We start from the raw sequence: 14905 nt of genomic DNA, 5'->3' as shown, positions 1-14905 counted from the left end.
AGGAGGGCTTCAGCCCATGCTTCGCCGTTTCTTTGCCTACTACAGGCCGTACAAAAAGCTGTTCATTCTGGACTTTAGCTGCGCGATTTTCGTAGCTCTGCTGGAACTGGCCTTCCCGTTGGCAGTTAATAGAGTCGTGGATGACCTGTTGCCAGGGGGGCGCTGGGACTGGATATTATGGGCATGTCTTGCACTTCTCGCGATCTACCTGTTAAGCTCCTTCCTTAACTTTGTAGTTACATATTGGGGACATAAACTTGGGATTAACATCGAGACCGATATGCGTAAGGCGCTCTTTAATCATGTACAGAAGCTGTCGTTCCGTTTCTTTGACAATACCAAAACCGGGCACCTGGTCTCCCGCATGACCAATGATCTGATGGATATCGGGGAGATTGCCCACCATGGTCCGGAGGATGCCTTTATTGCGGTGATGACCTTGATTGGTGCATTCAGCATTATGATGAGCATTAATGGAAATCTGGCCGTGTTAACATTTATCATCGTACCGCTCATTATTTATCTTTCCCTGTATTTTGGCAGCAAGATGTCCAAGGCCTTTAGCCGAATGTTCGGGGATATTGCAGACTTCAATGCACGTGTAGAAAACAATGTAAGTGGTATCCGCGTTGTTCAGGCTTTTGCCAATGAAGAACATGAAAAAGCTCAATTCGCTGTAAATAACAGTCGTTTCCGCCAAACGAAGCTGATTGCGTACAAAATCATGGCCTGGAACTCTTCCGTCAGTTATATGCTGATGAAGCTGGTCTCCCTCTTTGTACTCGTATGTGGAACATGGTTTGTCATTCAAGGCAGTATGAGCTACGGTCAATTTATCGCATTTATTATGTTATCCAATGTGTTCCTGACACCAATCCAGAAGATCAACTCCGTGATTGAGACGTATCCCAAAGGAATTGCGGGTTTCAAACGTTATACGGAACTGCTCGATATGGAACCGGATGTGGAAGACCGTCCGGGTGCTGTTAAGGTCTCCCACTTGCGTGGAGATATCCGTTATGAGCAGGTGACGTTTGGTTATTCGGATCAGGAGCCTGTTCTCAAAGGAATCGACCTGAATATTCAGGCTGGTGAAACGGTAGCCCTGGTTGGACCATCGGGTGCAGGGAAAACAACGCTGTGCAGTCTGCTGCCTCGTTTCTATGATGTGCTGGAAGGTCGCATCACGATCGATGGTCAGGAAATTCAGGACATGACGCTGGATTCATTGCGCAGCCAGATTGGAATTGTTCAGCAGGATGTGTTCTTATTTGATGGGTCTATTCGTGAGAATATTGCCTATGGCAAGCTGGATGCAACCGAAGAAGACATCTGGATGGCGGCTCGCCGTGCGCAGATGGAAACACTTATTACTTCCATGCCGGAAGGATTGGACACGTTAATTGGTGAACGTGGCGTGAAGCTGTCCGGTGGACAAAAACAGCGTTTGTCGATTGCACGTATGTTCCTGAAGAATCCTCCGATTCTCATTCTGGATGAAGCTACATCTGCACTCGACACGGAAACCGAAGCTGCAATCCAGCAATCGCTTGCTGAATTGTCTGAGGGACGGACTACCCTGGTCATTGCCCACAGATTGGCTACCATCAAAAATGCGGATCGCATTATTGTCGTTGCCGAGCAGGGAATTACGGAGCAGGGGCGTCACGAGGAATTGCTTGCAGCGGGTGGAGTATACAGCCGTCTGCATTATGCACAGTTTGGTGCGTAAATGTGACACGGTGTGTTTTATAACAGCTAAATAATGATGAAAAATAACGCCTTCGTTCTACTACTTTATATGAGTAAGGACGAGGGCGTCTTTTTTGATTTTTAATCTGTCCGATAATGCTCCTGTCGGCAAGCTTAATGAAAATAATGCGTTTTCGTTTGGCTGTACCAGAATGTCTGCCTTTGTGATCCGGAAAACGTATAAATGTTGATATCCTTTGTTCTGGTTTGCTTAAGTTGGGTTGGTGGTAATATTCATTAAAAGGGTACCAAATTTGCATGCTGCTTTTATCGTTAAGGTTCATGCTTAGGGAGGGGAACATCGATATGCTATACATTTTCATAACCTGGCTAATATTGATTTTAACGCTGATTATCTTGGCTCAAGGCATTCAGAAGAACTCCGAAGATGGCGGGGAATCTGTTTATAAACGTTGGGGCGGATGGTTGATCGGACTTTTTGTTGTAGGCAGCGTGCCTTTGGGTTATGAGTTATATACGGAGCTACGCGGGGGCTATATTGGGGCCAACATCGGATTGGGATTGGCTTTGTTTTTTACCTGGGGATTTTGTGCAATTTTGTTATGTGTGGCATTGATTATATGGGTTAGGTACTGGTACAAGAGGAATAGAGTAGAGTAATTGATGTAGCCAGCACGGTTGTTAAATTACATTTATTAGAAACTTTTATCATATGTGAAACGTATTTTCAAGATAATGCACAAGAGAAGAAGGCTTCACTGGTTATGTGGTTGAGCGCAAAGATGACTCTATCCTTGTTGTTGATCCTGTATATGAAGATTTAAGTGCCAAGGGTAGGGAGCAAAAGTATGAATGATGGAATTCCTTCATGGAGTTAGAAGTAGAAAAGAGGAAATCTGTGTGGATATTAGGGAATGGCTTCCCCGAGACAAGTATGATGTTAAGGCTATACGTAAGTTAAGTAAATGTAGTGATGCAGAATTAAAGGAGATCATTCCCGAACTTATGGAGTGGTTACAAGATGGAAATTGGCCCATTTCTAAATCCGTCGAAGATTTACTTTTGAGATTTGGAGAAGAACTAATTCCTCATATAAAAAATGTTTTTAAAACAAGAGACTCTACATGGGAATATTTTATGTTGACGGGGTTAATTAGTAGATTGCCTTCTAAATATTTGATTATGTTAAAGGGCGATTTAGAAAGAATATTAGAAAATCCTACGGAGGATGAGATGCTTGAGGAATTGGATGAGGTTATAGTGCCGCTACTGAATAAAATATAATAACAAGCAGTTCAGTGATTCCGGAAAGTTCATACTGAGGAGAATCCCTTAACAACCTTGAACGGCTTAACGCCTTTCAGGGTTGTTTTTTTGTCAAACATATAACTTGAGTAATATTTTTCTGAGTTGAACTGAGATCCATTTGTGTTTAATTTGGAAACCACAAAAAACGAACGTATGTTTTACAATTGAATTGACTTTTTGTTGCTACAATAATATATTTATTATGGACACAAAAAGTGGGGTGAAGCGATGTCGTCCAAAAAGATGGGGCGTCCACTATCTGACAATCCCAAAAGTGAATTAATTCGAGTACGTGCCGATCAGGCCATTCTGAGTAAGCTTGATGCTTGCACCGAAAAGCTGAACACCACTCGCTCGGATGTTATTCGTAAAGGGATTGAAAAGGTGTACGACGAACTCCAAAAATAAAAAAAGAAAGCAGCGTTCGTCCCACGAAGAACAGCGCTGCTTCCTATCCCGCAATCACTAAGAATGAGCTGACTGCATAAATATCCTACCATGTGCAGAAGGCTCATTCAAGTCGATGCGATTACATTCCTAGGAGGATGCACATGAATTCGATATTGGAAGCACTTTATAACGGGCGACTTCGCCCGGATGAGACGATGATGCCAACTCATCCTGAATATCAATTATTAGGCCGACAAATTGCAACTATGACAGAACAATGGAAAAATCGATTGAGCGAGGAAGAATTCCGTGACCTTGAACAGTTGTTTGACTTGTGTGGTCAATGTGATGGCATGCACAGCGAAGCTGCTTTTATTCAGGGGTTTCGACTGGGAGCCAACATGCTGATTGAAGTGATGAGCCAACGTGAAGAGTCGGTTCTGGCGACTTCATAGGCTTCTGAGTGAACATGAGTTAAGTTTTACTTCAAATATGCACATACAAAAACAAGCCCTCGATCCTGCCACCAAAGCAGCAAGATCCGAGGGCTTTATCTATTTTTCATGCCAAATCAACAACAACTAATACATCCACTACATAACGCTACCTTAATCCGCAATATTTCCCGCCATCTTCAGACGACGTGCAATTTCATTGAAGTCTTCGTGCGAAATGCCTGGTGCGAATTCTTCTTCCACCGCAGGAGCTTCGGGGATCGGGAACCCTTCAGGTACGCCTTGAATGACTTCCAGGGGGTGTCCATCTTCGGGGTGTGTGCCTTTCCAGATCTGACTGATCGCAGTAAAGTCTTTATCACTATAAGTGTACAGCTTGGTGTGTAGGCCTTTTTCTTCGTATTTCCACGCTTCGTTAAAGGATTTATTGCTCAGGGATGGAATCGGCACCAATTTGGTTACATTTACTCCAGTTGCAATCTCAAGCGCCTTGGCATAAGCAACCACATGCACACCGCCGCGTACCAGCAGGTAACCAACTACCGCCCGGGCTGCAGGGTGATCGGTCATTTCGTAAACTTTCATCTTATGAGTACGTGCTCCGCATTCGAGGAAAAAGTTATGCAGCAGATCTTCGACCAGATTGCCACTGTTGAAGACATGTGCGCCTGTCCATGGATTGCCCATGGAGTCGAAAGGCATGGCTCCCTGTGCACCAGCCAGGAAATGATAGGACAGACGAGCATCCTTCACGGAACCAAGCGGTGTATCGTCAGGCTCTTTGTACTCGGTTGAACCTCTGAGGCATTTGTTAATGCCATGAGACACAAGTTCCACATGCCCCAATTCTTCGGCGGTGATACTCATCACCAGGTCGTAGAAGGGTTTCAATTTTTCCTTGGAGCGAAAATTAAACGATTGATAGAGGTAGTTGTTCAACGTTGACATCTCTCCGAATTTACCACCCAGCAATTCTTGGATCGCTGCCGCTGCATTCGGGTCGGGTTTCTCGACATTGGGGATTTCAATTGCGATTTCATCCATACGTTTGAACATTCGGGTGTAACCTCCTCAAAATGATTGTGCAGAATAATGAAGTGATGCCGTCAAGGCATATTACACGTATTCCCACTATGCTAAACCCATAATTATGCAAATGAGGCTTTAGACGTATACTATGGAGTCAACATTTGTTATTTCCAATACCATGTTATTTATGTACAATCAGGACGAATGAAGTATATCTGGTTGTGATGATGTTATTTAAATGAAGGAGAAACAGGAAAATGCACAAACGTTGGTTTATGGTGGGATGGAGTGTTCTATTATGTGTAGTTTTGGGATGTAGTGATGTCACGGCATATGCAGATGCTCCGATAGAGTTGGATCAGCAAACACGAGATGCGCTTATAGAAAAATACGGTTTGGAAAAGTCGGAAGATCCATCACCGCGAAATCTGTTATTGGAGGGTGACTGGGGCATAAGCTTCAGTTCTCCAATCGAACGGTATAAGATGGCAGTAAGTACAGTTCAAACGCTTCAGCAACCGGTTACGATTATTCTTCGTTTACTGGTGTAAAATAAACTTCTACAGGGCAGGCTAACGTAAACGTTGCCCAAGGAGTGAATGATATGAGAATGCTCATTGTTGCACTGATGACGGTGGTACTAAGTTTAAGTGGACTAACAACAAGTTCAGCAACCGCGATCCCTGACTATGCGAAGTGGGGAATCATTGCAGTGAAGGAAACACAAACCAAGTACAATGTGGACATTTTGGATTACAAGCATATCGGCCGCACCTCGCTCACAGCAGACCAATCCCGTGAACAGTTCAAGTTATGGGTACGTAACAAAGAGGGCAAACAATTTGCTGTATATGTGAATGTAGATTTTAATCCGTCTACCCAGCAGCTGAAAAAAGTACAATTCACGGAATCGGATCGAAGATGAGGTCGTATAACAGTAGCACGAAAGGTATAAAAGATTGATTGCTTGCTTAGCAAGCTGGATAAGAACCAGACTTTCCTATAAAAAGGGGGGAGTCTGGTTTTTTGATTTCAATAAAATCCTTTTTTTAGTTGTTGAATAAAGAACTTATGTTCGCATATAATAATAAAACAAACACATGTTCTTATTGGAGGGATGATTATGCTAGGAAAATATATTGGTCAGATGGTGGAACTCGTCTACATGGATCGTGCAGGGCATATTACACAGCGGCAGATTCGAATCAACAGTGTACGAGGAGGGATGATTAGAGCATCCGCAGGAAAAGAAGGGGCACCCCGAACATTTCTGGAACAAGGTATTCTGGCATGGCGTCCCGTTCTCCATAAGGAAGGGAAGGAAGAAATATGCTGAATGATTTTGAACGCAAAATTTTGCGTATTATTGTTAATTATGCAGGGCAGCGTCGCCGAGTGCCTCGAATGGATGAGCTGGAGAATAAGACAGGAAGAAGCAAGGCGTTCATTCACGAGTCATTGCTGGAGCTTGAGCGCAGGCAGCATATTGTGTGGGAGAACAAGTCTACACTGGAAGGCATATTAATTCTGCAGGCATGGGAGCAGGAACCACAGCCCATTCGCAAAAGTCAGCCTGCTGGCGATGCCGTGAAATATTTTACCGAATATTAAAACGAAAGAAAAACGAAAGAAAACGCCAACCCGGAAAATCCGGATTGGCGCCTTGTTAAGCAGCAAGCATCTATTTTAGAAAATTGGAAGTTGATCAAGGTTATTGGTCGGGTCGCCGTCTGCGTCACCACGAATGTACATTTCGCCATCTCTGCCTTTAAAGACGTTCACACCTGCAATTGATCCTGCTTTGACTTCCGCCAGTGCCTGTTGGTAATCCAGCACACGTCCAGATGAAGTTTGAAACGCCGTCAGATCGCCGTCACCATTTTTTTGTACTGCTGTGAAGCTTTCGCGTGTCGTTTGATCCATGATGTCACACTCTCCTTTATCTGACCAAATAGGAATCTGGTTTCCTCTTTAGCATGTCCGGAACAAAAAAAAGTATGCACCACATGGCTTCATATAGCACTTAAAGGATAGTTACAGGCTCTTTTGCATACGAACGTGCAGAATGTCTGCATCATAAAAAGGCTCTTCCGAGATCACTTCATATCCGAGCTTTTCATAGAACTTTTGCGCCTGACATTGGGCATCCAAAATGGAGTAAACCAATCCCAATTCGCGAGCTCGTTCTTCCATGGCTAACAGAAGTACACGACCATAGCCGAATGCACGATGAGATTGGAGCACAGCGATCCGCTGCATTTTGGCAGTATCCTTGGTGTAATAGATCAGACGCCCTGTGGCTACAGCCTGTCCATCCGTACTCAACAGTACGTGATGCACATCAGGACTGATGATATCATATTGATCAATCTCAATGTCAGCAGGCACCTGCTGCTCGATCACAAAAACATGATTGCGAATCTCCAGCGCTTTCTGGAGTTGTTCTTCAGTCGTTACATAACTAATCTCAGCTGCCAATTCCATTCCTTCTTTCTGCTCTACGCTATCAGTCTGAATTATACAAAAAAATGCTTTTCCTGTATAGTTAAGTCTGGAACATACTGGGAGAGGAGGTGCGAACCATGGGCATGGCAGGAGTGATGGCAATCACACTTTTGATGTCGGCGGGAATGATAGCTTTATTGTATTATGTGACCAAGAAGGCGTACTCCAAAAAGTGGGACGAAGACGAGTGAAATGCGGTATCATGTTCCTCAGGGTAAGACTTCAACATGGCCTTGTGGGGAGTAAACATCATGCACAACAGACTTGGAATACACATCCAGCCAGACAGGCAGATCATCGTTAACCTCATTGGGCTCCTTTAATTGTTGGAATTGTACCGTATGTTCATCCCGCTCTAAACCGCAGCCGACAGCAGCGCTGATTAGTACAACAAGCACAAGTAAACAGATTAAGTTTTTGACTGTTAAATATAAACGTATTTTGCGTTCTCTATTGTTTCTCAACTGGAAGTCACCTCGTCATCGAAATGGTAATCATTCCTTTATTGTGCACCAATACGGATAAAATATTACCAATTAAACGATTGACAATGAACACGGTTACTTGGTATGATACTGTTACTTGATTGGAAAACAATTAGATATCATGATCTGTTAGCTCAGCTGGGAGAGCACTATCTTGACAGGGTAGGGGTCAGTGGTTCGAGCCCACTACAGATCATAACAAAAAGTCCTTGCGCAGCAAGGGCTTTTTTCTTTTTGTCTGGTTTATGAATAAGGCATTATGGAAGACTTGGGGGACAATTGGGGGAGAAAAGTAAAAGAAATACATCCTTCGCTTCAGTACGTTCACTGAGTTTTCTGCAAATCAGCAAGATTCTGTCTTCCCCAATTGCAGAGAACTTCCAGTACAGGCATCAGCGTTAAACCTTCACAAGACAAAGAATATTCTACTTTTGGTGGTAATTGTGGGTACTCTTTACGGATAATTAATCGATCTGACTCTAATTCTTTCAGTTGAGAGCTTAGCATTTTATGCGTAATGCCTCCCAAGGCTCTTTTTAATTCTCCATAACGTAATGTTTTATTTTTCCACAGCCAAAACAAGATATGCATTTTCCATTTTCCGCCGATCATCGACATGGCATGTGAAAATGGTTTAACGTTTACTTCCTCCATCATTTCCATATTCACTCTCCTTTTAGATAGTATCTATCTTTTAAGTGCATACTATACTCGTGTTTCACCCTACTATACAATAACTCATGAAACGGAGACAAGGGTGAACAAGCCTGAAAGAAGGAGAGAATATATATGGAAAAAAGTAATCGTAATTTCTTACAGCCTTATACATTTGCGAATGGTTTTACGTTGAAAAATAGAGTGGTTATGGCGCCGATGACAACGATGTCCAGTTTCTTCGATGGTTCAATCACCAATGATGAAGTTGATTATTATGCAGAACGTGCTGGTGGCCCTGGTATGATCATTACGGGTGTTGCGTATGTAACCGATGGAGGAAAAGGCTTCGAAGGTGAGCTTTCCATCGCAAGCGATTCTACAATTAAAGGACTTTCCAAAATTGCAAGAGCTATTCAGAAGGACGGAACCAAAGCGATTGCACAAATCTTTCATGCAGGACGCAAAACGAATTCCAAAACGCTAAGAGGTGTTCAACCCACCAGTGCGAGCGCAATCGCTTCCGTGCATCCAACAGGCTCGGAGACGCCGCGCGAGCTGACTTGCGAGGAAATCGAAAGCATTATCAAAGACTTCGGCAGAGCAACCTTACGGGCGATTCATGCCGGTTTTGACGGGGTAGAGCTTCACGGGGCGAACACGTATCTTTTGCAGCAATTTTTCTCCGTGAATTCCAATCAACGGACAGATCAATGGGGTGGCAGCTTTGAGAATCGCATGCGATTTCCGCTGGCGGTCATACAGGAGGTCGCATCGATTATCGATGCCCACGCAGATAAACCCTTTATCCTTGGTTACCGGATTTCACCGGAAGAAATTCATATGCCGGGTATCCGACTTGAAGACTCTTTGGCTTTTGCCCAAGCTCTGACAGACACTCGGGTTGATTACATTCATCTGTCGATGGCCAGCTACAAACGAACATCCTTAAATCAACCTGAGGACAAGGAGCCGATCTTAGCCAAATTCGTTCGGGTTTTGGACAACAAGAAACCTCTGATTGGCATTGGATCGATTGAACGGCCAGAAGATGCGGAAGAAGTCATCCATGCCGGGGCAACCTTGGCTGCACTCGGCCGGGAATTGATTCGCGAGCCCAAATGGGTGCAGAAGGTGGAAGCAGGAGACCTTGCCAGCATTCGCTATCAAATATCTCCATATGATATGGATGAATTGCGCATTCCATTGGCGATGCAGACTTATCTGGAGGGCTCGTTCCGGGAGGTCATGCATTTCACCACCGACGGTCAGGTGGATAATGACTATCAGAATTCGCTTGCGCCGATGGAGGGATTTGAGAAGAAGATGTAATGGATCGAATATATAAATAGGTGAATTCAACTTTTGGATAAGTAATAGACATTTATCTATTAAGAAGCAACCATTTCCTTGTATTACACGAGGGGATGGTTGTTTTTTTAAATTTTATAATAATGATTTACAAACGCAATTAAATTGTGTACAATTTAATTGTTAGCTAAACAAAGAGGGACATCATCATCACAAAATAAATCAAAACATACAAAGGAGCCAAACCAAATGAAAACATTATATGAAACGACAGTAATCAATACAGGTGGACGTCAAGGAATTGTACAATCGCCAGATAACGTATTTATGCTTGATGTCGCTGCCCCACCTGAGCTGGGAGGCAAAGTAACGACAGCTACGAATCCAGAGCAATTGTTTGCAGCAGGCTACAGTGCTTGCTTTAATTCCGCGCTGGAGTTTCAGTTGAAGAAACACAAAGTCGAAATTGAGAAAAGCACGGTATCTGCAACGGTTATGCTTGTGACGGACCCTTCGGATAATGGTGTGAAGCTGGAAGTGGAACTTGAAGTTAAAATTGAGGGGCTGGACGAGGAGACTGCACAGAAGTTTGTCAAACTTGCTCATGACTACTGTCCGTACTCCAAAGGCATCAAAGGAAATGTTAATGTTTCCGTGGAACTGGCATAATTACTGCGTTGGTCATATTGGAAGGTCGAAGTAATGCGTAAACTACATGATTTCATTTTGTTGTTCATTCTAAGCCTCCGAGAAATCGGGGGTTTTTCGTATTATGTTACTCCATGGGCAATGTCTCTGGGCACTAGGGAAATAAATGATAGAACTCAATTTTGATTGAAATATACCCATATGGGGTATATTATAGACGTAGAATTAAAAACCTAAAGGAGTGCAACTCATGAAAAAGTATACAATGTTATTACTGACTACGGTGATTACGGGCAGTCTGATGTTAAGTGGATGTGGCAAGAATGCTGAGCAGGACAATAACAGTAGTGACAGTCATACAGCGAGCACAGGCGAGATGCACCACTCCGAATCAGGGGAGTTACCGGAAGGAATTCACGTAAAGAGCAATCCTACATATCCAGTAGGCAGCCAAGCCACAATGAGCGCGGACCATATGCCAGGAATGAAAGGTGCAGAAGCGAAAATTGTGGGAGCTTATGAGACGACGGCGTATGCAGTCTCGTACACACCAACCACAGGTGGAGATCCAGTGGAAAATCATAAATGGGTTATTCAAGAGGAAATTCAGGACCACACAGATCAACCGTATGCAGCAGGAACAGAGGTTGTGCTGAATGCTGATCATATGCCAGGAATGAAAGGCGCTAAAGCCATAATTGACTCGGCTGAGCAAACCACTGTATATATGGTTGACTATACTCCAACTACAGGTGGAGATCCGATGAAGAATCATAAATGGGTCACGGAAGAAGAATTGTCTTCAAAATAAAAGAGTTTCAATAGATACTAGCGTAGCTCGTTCATTTCTTCTTTTTTGAGAATTAATAAATTCTCATTCAATTATGGGTTATAATGGAATGAGAATGAACCAAAGCTGCTGGAAAGGAGAATGCATATGATGGACTTCAGCAAGCCACCCCATGCCTCCGAGTCACATACACACAAACAGCGTCATGAAGAAAAGGAACAACAGCTTTTAGCCGGAGGGAAAAGCATTTGGTGGGAAATCAGTAACTGGCTGATTCTCGGTGGCATACTCGCGGTGATCTTCGTATTGTTTAAGTACGTATTCTAGAGAACGAAAGTAAGTTTATTCCTTTTGACACACAACCGGGCAAATCCCCATATGATGCATTACATCAGCAAGCAATTGGGGAAATGGGGAATCCGGGATGGCAAAAGCAAAGGCAAAAAAGGCTCCCGTGTTAAAGAGTGACAAACTTCGTGTATCGATGAAGTTGGTTACTTCGGATGTATGTGAGCGTTGCAAGACCCCCTGTACACGAGGAATGGATTATGCAGCACGGATGCGAACGGATGGAGCTGTAGGCAAGGGTGTACCTTGTATATTGACTCGTCATACTTCGTAGTTCCAGCAGTATAATAAGGGACTCACAAGAAGTTCGTATAATTACGTATTGCCAACAACAATACTATAGAGGCACCCTTTAATAGGGAACGCCTCTTTTTGATCGTTCCAAGGGGTGGAAAATATTCTGGATAAAAAATGAAAAATGATGAAAAACAGCGCAACTTTGTGGCTGAATCTGCAGTATAAATGTACAACAGCTAGCAGCAGGGGAGGGAATATTGACGGAATGAAATGGAAAAGAATTTTGCTGTGTGTCACAGTATTCTCCTTGCTCGGCGGGTCTTTATTGTTTGCAGATTCAGTGAACGAGAAGATTCGGGTTCTCATAAACGGCAAGGAAGCAGCTGACGGTGGTTATCTCATTGACGGAACGACCTATGTACCTGTAAGGGAAGCGGGCGGAATCGCCAGATGGGATAGCATAAACAAGAGAGTAACGGTTATCAAACCGAATGTACATATTTTTCTCTTCAAGGGAGATACTGTGTTTGGCAACGTGAACGTGGGTAAGCTGAAATTTAATGTGTTCTCACAAGTCGACAGTTTGACAACAGATATAGCTGCCGTGAAGGTGACGATTACCAATCCAAGTGGTGATGTTAAGGATATACAGTCCCAGGAGCTTAAGACCCAGAAGGATAACTTCTGGTTCCGAACGTACGATTTTACGTATGACTTCAGCCGGGCTGGCAAGTACCAAGTCGGTTTTTATATTAAAGAAAATGCAAACAGTAATTATGTGCTGGCAGCTGAGAAAATCATTACCGCGCTGAACGAATGAAGCAAAAATAACCTTGTCGGTTAAATTGACCTGGCCCTATGAACATGTTACGATATGCAAGGTTACACAATATCTATTTATAAAGCGAGGTATTTCAATGAGCGATCACACACATGAACACGGCGATGCCTGCGGTCACGACCACGATCACGACCACGACCACGAGCATGAAGAAGTTCTTCTGACACTGACAGACGAGAACGGAAATGACGTGGAGATGGTTTTGGTGGAGACGTTTGACGTGGAGAAGCATGTTTATGCGCTCCTGCTGGAACGTAACAATCCTGAAGCTGACGGCATCATTCTGCGTATGGAAGAAGAAGACGAGGAAATGGTGCTCTACAATATTGAAGACGAAGAAGAGTGGACCCGTGTTGAAGCGGCGTACAACGAACTCGTTGCAAGCCAAGAATAGTCATCCTTTTGGAATAAAGCAAGAAGGCTCCTTGATCACAGGGGGCCTTTTGTTTGCTTTTTATTAGGCTTAAATGCTGCTTTTTCTTGCGATAGGGACAGTGGAATAGGTGGAAAAATGCAAACAATACAGCGAATCATAAGCACATGGCAGTTCAATCTTCTTGGAGAAAAAAATAAAAAGGACCAAGCATCCCGCTTGGTCCGTAGAGATCGATTAACCCCATGTAGAAATGGCTGTTTTAGAAAATGGCATCTGCTTCCACAATGACTTTCACGTTGGTTACGCTGCGGTCCTCGGGTCCTTTTACAGGAAGTCCCACTTCAACATGATCAATGATGTAATCGATGTTTTCCTGAGTGATAACCTCACCTGGCAGCAGAATCGGAATTCCTGGTGGATAGACATAGATGAATTCCGAAATAATCCGGCCCGCGGATTCCTTGAAAGGAATGACTTCGGTATCACCGTAGAACGCATCACGTGGAGTCAGCATCAACTGTGGTACATCAGGTACCTTGACTACCAGCTCATGGGCTGGATTCACCTGATAATACGTACGGGATAGATCTTGCAGGGCGTTCAGCAAGATTTCTATGGAATCATCCGTATCTCCAGGCGTGATGAGGCACAGAATATTATACATATCACTGAGCTCCACCTCGATTTTGTAATGCTCACGTAGCCAGTTCTCTGTTTCGTAGCCTGTAATGCCCAGGTGGCGAACATGAATGGTTACTTTAGTTGGGTCGTAATTAAAGGTAGCCTCAGTGCCCAGCAGCTCTCTGCCGAAGCAATACAGTCCGTCCATATCATTAATGGAGCGTCTTGCAAACTCGGCCAGATCAATGGCTTTCTGTGCCATCTGATGGCCATTCAGAGCCAGATTACGTCTCGACGTGTCGAGCGAAGCCAGCAGGATGTAAGAAGTCGACGTTGAAGTCAACATACTCAGAATGGTTTGAACACGTTGTGGATTCACAAATCCATTCTTGGTGTTCAGATTGAGTACAGAACTCTGTGTCATCGAACCACCCAGCTTGTGCACACTCGTTGCAGCCATATCAGCCCCGGCGGCCATGGCAGAGAGCGGCAGATCTTCATGGAAATGAATGAGTACGCCATGCGCTTCATCCACAAGTACTGGGACCTGATAGCTATGAGCCAGTTCTACAATTTCTTTCAGATCGGTACATACGCCGAAGTACGTTGGGTTAATGACGAGCAAGGCCTTGGCATCGGGATGACGCTCAAGGGCACGTCGGATCGCGCCTGTAGTAACACCGTGATCAATCCCCAGATTGGCATCCTGCGCAGGAGAGACGAACACGGGTTTCGCTCCTGAGAAAATAATGGCAGACATGACCGATTTATGCACATTACGGGGCACAATAATCTTGTCACCCGGCTCACATACCGACAGAATCATGGTCATGATGGCACTGCTTGTGCCCTGTACACTAAAATAGGTATAATCGGCTCCGAAGGCATCGGCTGCCAAAATCTGCGCTTCCTCAATGACACCGGTTGGCTGATGCAAATCATCTAGCGGAGCGATGTTAATCAAATCTATGGAGAGGGCATTATCGCCGATAAATTCACGAAATTCGGTATCCGTTCCCAATCCTTTTTTATGTCCCGGAATATGAAATTGCACCGGATTGAGTGCCGCGTGATTTTTTAAAGCGGTAAACAGCGGCGTACGGCGGTGATCCATCAGTGCTGTCACAACCTTTCCTAATTATAATTTGTAAGAAAAACGTCTTTCGACGTAAATTCTATGAAGACAGACCGCAT

At 44.0% G+C, this 14905-nt stretch carries 22 protein-coding genes and 1 tRNA gene; 17 read left to right on the top strand and 6 right to left on the bottom strand.

What is annotated here, in order from left to right; translation table 11 throughout:
* Positions 1-16 precede the first annotated feature (16 nt).
* The 5 genes from Q0V21_RS04840 (at position 17) to Q0V21_RS04820 (ending at position 3866) form a co-directional block, all read left to right on the top strand.
* On the top strand, positions 17-1732 hold the full coding sequence (locus tag Q0V21_RS04840; RefSeq protein ID WP_079349579.1) for an ABC transporter ATP-binding protein: 1716 nt from the start codon (positions 17-19) through the stop codon (positions 1730-1732).
* 326 nt (positions 1733-2058) lie between these two features.
* The gene (locus tag Q0V21_RS04835; protein WP_301877797.1) at positions 2059-2373 is read left to right on the top strand and encodes a hypothetical protein; all 315 of its coding nucleotides are present in this window, start codon (positions 2059-2061) and stop codon (positions 2371-2373) included.
* Between the two features lie 192 nt (positions 2374-2565).
* The gene (locus Q0V21_RS04830) at positions 2566-2997 is read left to right on the top strand and encodes a DUF5071 domain-containing protein (RefSeq protein ID WP_301877796.1); all 432 of its coding nucleotides are present in this window, start codon (positions 2566-2568) and stop codon (positions 2995-2997) included.
* Between the two features lie 252 nt (positions 2998-3249).
* The gene (locus Q0V21_RS04825; RefSeq protein ID WP_079349576.1) at positions 3250-3429 is read left to right on the top strand and encodes a CopG family transcriptional regulator; all 180 of its coding nucleotides are present in this window, start codon (positions 3250-3252) and stop codon (positions 3427-3429) included.
* Positions 3430-3572: 143 nt separating this feature from the next.
* Positions 3573-3866: a DUF6809 family protein gene (locus Q0V21_RS04820; protein WP_079349575.1), complete on the top strand. Its 294-nt coding sequence runs from the start codon at positions 3573-3575 to the stop codon at positions 3864-3866.
* A gap of 153 nt (positions 3867-4019) precedes the next feature.
* Here the strand turns inward: Q0V21_RS04820 and Q0V21_RS04815 are convergent, their stop codons facing one another.
* Positions 4020-4922: a manganese catalase family protein gene (locus Q0V21_RS04815; protein WP_301877794.1), complete on the bottom strand. Its 903-nt coding sequence runs from the start codon at positions 4920-4922 to the stop codon at positions 4020-4022.
* A gap of 230 nt (positions 4923-5152) precedes the next feature.
* Here Q0V21_RS04815 and Q0V21_RS04810 point away from each other — a divergent pair, with 230 nt between their 5' ends.
* The 4 genes from Q0V21_RS04810 to Q0V21_RS04795 all read left to right on the top strand — a co-directional run bounded on the left by Q0V21_RS04810 (position 5153) and on the right by Q0V21_RS04795 (position 6506).
* Positions 5153-5446, top strand: coding sequence for a hypothetical protein (locus tag Q0V21_RS04810; protein ID WP_079349573.1), 294 nt, complete (start codon positions 5153-5155; stop codon positions 5444-5446).
* 53 nt (positions 5447-5499) lie between these two features.
* Complete coding sequence (locus Q0V21_RS04805; RefSeq protein ID WP_079349572.1) at positions 5500-5820, top strand: DUF3889 domain-containing protein; 321 nt, start codon at positions 5500-5502, stop codon at positions 5818-5820.
* Positions 5821-6018: 198 nt separating this feature from the next.
* Complete coding sequence (locus tag Q0V21_RS04800; protein WP_053784259.1) at positions 6019-6231, top strand: hypothetical protein; 213 nt, start codon at positions 6019-6021, stop codon at positions 6229-6231.
* Entirely contained in the window at positions 6225-6506 is a 282-nt protein-coding gene (locus Q0V21_RS04795) for a hypothetical protein (protein ID WP_079349571.1), read from the top strand. Before Q0V21_RS04800 ends, Q0V21_RS04795 begins: the two co-directional genes overlap by 7 nt.
* 75 nt (positions 6507-6581) lie before the next feature.
* Here Q0V21_RS04795 and Q0V21_RS04790 read toward each other — a convergent pair whose 3' ends face one another.
* From Q0V21_RS04790 to Q0V21_RS04780, 3 genes are all read right to left on the bottom strand, one after another.
* Positions 6582-6818 (bottom strand): DUF3892 domain-containing protein, encoded by a 237-nt coding sequence (locus Q0V21_RS04790; RefSeq protein ID WP_024631175.1) that lies wholly within the window; start codon positions 6816-6818, stop codon positions 6582-6584.
* A gap of 111 nt (positions 6819-6929) precedes the next feature.
* A complete protein-coding gene (locus Q0V21_RS04785) occupies positions 6930-7373 on the bottom strand; it encodes a GNAT family N-acetyltransferase (RefSeq protein ID WP_285078707.1) in 444 nt (147 codons plus the stop codon).
* Between the two features lie 236 nt (positions 7374-7609).
* A complete protein-coding gene (locus tag Q0V21_RS04780; protein WP_079349570.1) occupies positions 7610-7864 on the bottom strand; it encodes a hypothetical protein in 255 nt (84 codons plus the stop codon).
* 144 nt (positions 7865-8008) lie between these two features.
* On the opposite strand from Q0V21_RS04780, the gene Q0V21_RS04775 reads away from it, so the two are divergent.
* Positions 8009-8081, top strand: a tRNA-Val gene (locus Q0V21_RS04775).
* A gap of 128 nt (positions 8082-8209) precedes the next feature.
* On the opposite strand, the gene Q0V21_RS04770 is transcribed toward Q0V21_RS04775, so the two are convergent.
* Positions 8210-8548 (bottom strand): winged helix-turn-helix transcriptional regulator, encoded by a 339-nt coding sequence (locus tag Q0V21_RS04770; protein ID WP_218671918.1) that lies wholly within the window; start codon positions 8546-8548, stop codon positions 8210-8212.
* Positions 8549-8674: 126 nt separating this feature from the next.
* Between Q0V21_RS04770 and Q0V21_RS04765 the strand changes: the two genes are divergently transcribed.
* From Q0V21_RS04765 to Q0V21_RS04735, 7 genes are all read left to right on the top strand, one after another.
* Entirely contained in the window at positions 8675-9871 is a 1197-nt protein-coding gene (locus Q0V21_RS04765; protein ID WP_301877791.1) for an NADH-dependent flavin oxidoreductase, read from the top strand.
* A gap of 228 nt (positions 9872-10099) precedes the next feature.
* A complete protein-coding gene (locus Q0V21_RS04760) occupies positions 10100-10519 on the top strand; it encodes an organic hydroperoxide resistance protein (RefSeq protein ID WP_301877790.1) in 420 nt (139 codons plus the stop codon).
* A gap of 229 nt (positions 10520-10748) precedes the next feature.
* Positions 10749-11309 carry a DUF1541 domain-containing protein gene (locus tag Q0V21_RS04755; protein WP_301877789.1) on the top strand — a complete coding sequence of 187 codons (561 nt, stop codon included), beginning with the start codon at positions 10749-10751 and terminating at the stop codon, positions 11307-11309.
* 126 nt (positions 11310-11435) lie between these two features.
* Positions 11436-11615 (top strand): hypothetical protein, encoded by a 180-nt coding sequence (locus tag Q0V21_RS04750; RefSeq protein WP_024631168.1) that lies wholly within the window; start codon positions 11436-11438, stop codon positions 11613-11615.
* A gap of 97 nt (positions 11616-11712) precedes the next feature.
* A complete protein-coding gene (locus tag Q0V21_RS04745) occupies positions 11713-11910 on the top strand; it encodes a hypothetical protein (RefSeq protein ID WP_024631165.1) in 198 nt (65 codons plus the stop codon).
* 228 nt (positions 11911-12138) lie between these two features.
* Positions 12139-12693 (top strand): stalk domain-containing protein, encoded by a 555-nt coding sequence (locus Q0V21_RS04740; RefSeq protein WP_024631164.1) that lies wholly within the window; start codon positions 12139-12141, stop codon positions 12691-12693.
* Positions 12694-12790: 97 nt separating this feature from the next.
* On the top strand, positions 12791-13108 hold the full coding sequence (locus tag Q0V21_RS04735) for a DUF1292 domain-containing protein (RefSeq protein WP_024631163.1): 318 nt from the start codon (positions 12791-12793) through the stop codon (positions 13106-13108).
* 241 nt (positions 13109-13349) lie between these two features.
* Here the strand turns inward: Q0V21_RS04735 and Q0V21_RS04730 are convergent, their stop codons facing one another.
* Positions 13350-14825 (bottom strand): aminotransferase class I/II-fold pyridoxal phosphate-dependent enzyme, encoded by a 1476-nt coding sequence (locus Q0V21_RS04730; protein ID WP_024631162.1) that lies wholly within the window; start codon positions 14823-14825, stop codon positions 13350-13352.
* Positions 14826-14905: the final 80 nt, after the last annotated feature.

Origin of the sequence: Paenibacillus sp. 11B (assembly GCF_030487755.1) — a bacterium.
GTDB lineage: Bacteria > Bacillota > Bacilli > Paenibacillales > Paenibacillaceae > Paenibacillus > Paenibacillus vandeheii.
This window is presented reverse-complemented; position numbering and strand designations above follow the sequence as displayed.

Coding starts and splice junctions, on each gene's coding strand:
- Q0V21_RS04755 (WP_301877789.1), top strand. CDS start 10,749: ATGAAAAAGTATACAATGTTATTACTGACTACGGTGATTACGGGCAGT.
- Q0V21_RS04840 (WP_079349579.1), top strand. CDS start 17: ATGCTTCGCCGTTTCTTTGCCTACTACAGGCCGTACAAAAAGCTGTTC.
- Q0V21_RS04745 (WP_024631165.1), top strand. CDS start 11,713: ATGGCAAAAGCAAAGGCAAAAAAGGCTCCCGTGTTAAAGAGTGACAAA.
- Q0V21_RS04795 (WP_079349571.1), top strand. CDS start 6,225: ATGCTGAATGATTTTGAACGCAAAATTTTGCGTATTATTGTTAATTAT.
- Q0V21_RS04830 (WP_301877796.1), top strand. CDS start 2,566: ATGATGGAATTCCTTCATGGAGTTAGAAGTAGAAAAGAGGAAATCTGT.
- Q0V21_RS04735 (WP_024631163.1), top strand. CDS start 12,791: ATGAGCGATCACACACATGAACACGGCGATGCCTGCGGTCACGACCAC.
- Q0V21_RS04730 (WP_024631162.1), bottom strand. CDS start 14,825: ATGGATCACCGCCGTACGCCGCTGTTTACCGCTTTAAAAAATCACGCG.
- Q0V21_RS04800 (WP_053784259.1), top strand. CDS start 6,019: ATGCTAGGAAAATATATTGGTCAGATGGTGGAACTCGTCTACATGGAT.
- Q0V21_RS04790 (WP_024631175.1), bottom strand. CDS start 6,818: ATGGATCAAACGACACGCGAAAGCTTCACAGCAGTACAAAAAAATGGT.
- Q0V21_RS04820 (WP_079349575.1), top strand. CDS start 3,573: ATGAATTCGATATTGGAAGCACTTTATAACGGGCGACTTCGCCCGGAT.
- Q0V21_RS04825 (WP_079349576.1), top strand. CDS start 3,250: ATGTCGTCCAAAAAGATGGGGCGTCCACTATCTGACAATCCCAAAAGT.
- Q0V21_RS04810 (WP_079349573.1), top strand. CDS start 5,153: ATGCACAAACGTTGGTTTATGGTGGGATGGAGTGTTCTATTATGTGTA.
- Q0V21_RS04815 (WP_301877794.1), bottom strand. CDS start 4,922: ATGTTCAAACGTATGGATGAAATCGCAATTGAAATCCCCAATGTCGAG.
- Q0V21_RS04835 (WP_301877797.1), top strand. CDS start 2,059: ATGCTATACATTTTCATAACCTGGCTAATATTGATTTTAACGCTGATT.
- Q0V21_RS04765 (WP_301877791.1), top strand. CDS start 8,675: ATGGAAAAAAGTAATCGTAATTTCTTACAGCCTTATACATTTGCGAAT.
- Q0V21_RS04760 (WP_301877790.1), top strand. CDS start 10,100: ATGAAAACATTATATGAAACGACAGTAATCAATACAGGTGGACGTCAA.
- Q0V21_RS04750 (WP_024631168.1), top strand. CDS start 11,436: ATGATGGACTTCAGCAAGCCACCCCATGCCTCCGAGTCACATACACAC.
- Q0V21_RS04740 (WP_024631164.1), top strand. CDS start 12,139: ATGAAATGGAAAAGAATTTTGCTGTGTGTCACAGTATTCTCCTTGCTC.
- Q0V21_RS04805 (WP_079349572.1), top strand. CDS start 5,500: ATGAGAATGCTCATTGTTGCACTGATGACGGTGGTACTAAGTTTAAGT.
- Q0V21_RS04770 (WP_218671918.1), bottom strand. CDS start 8,548: ATGGAAATGATGGAGGAAGTAAACGTTAAACCATTTTCACATGCCATG.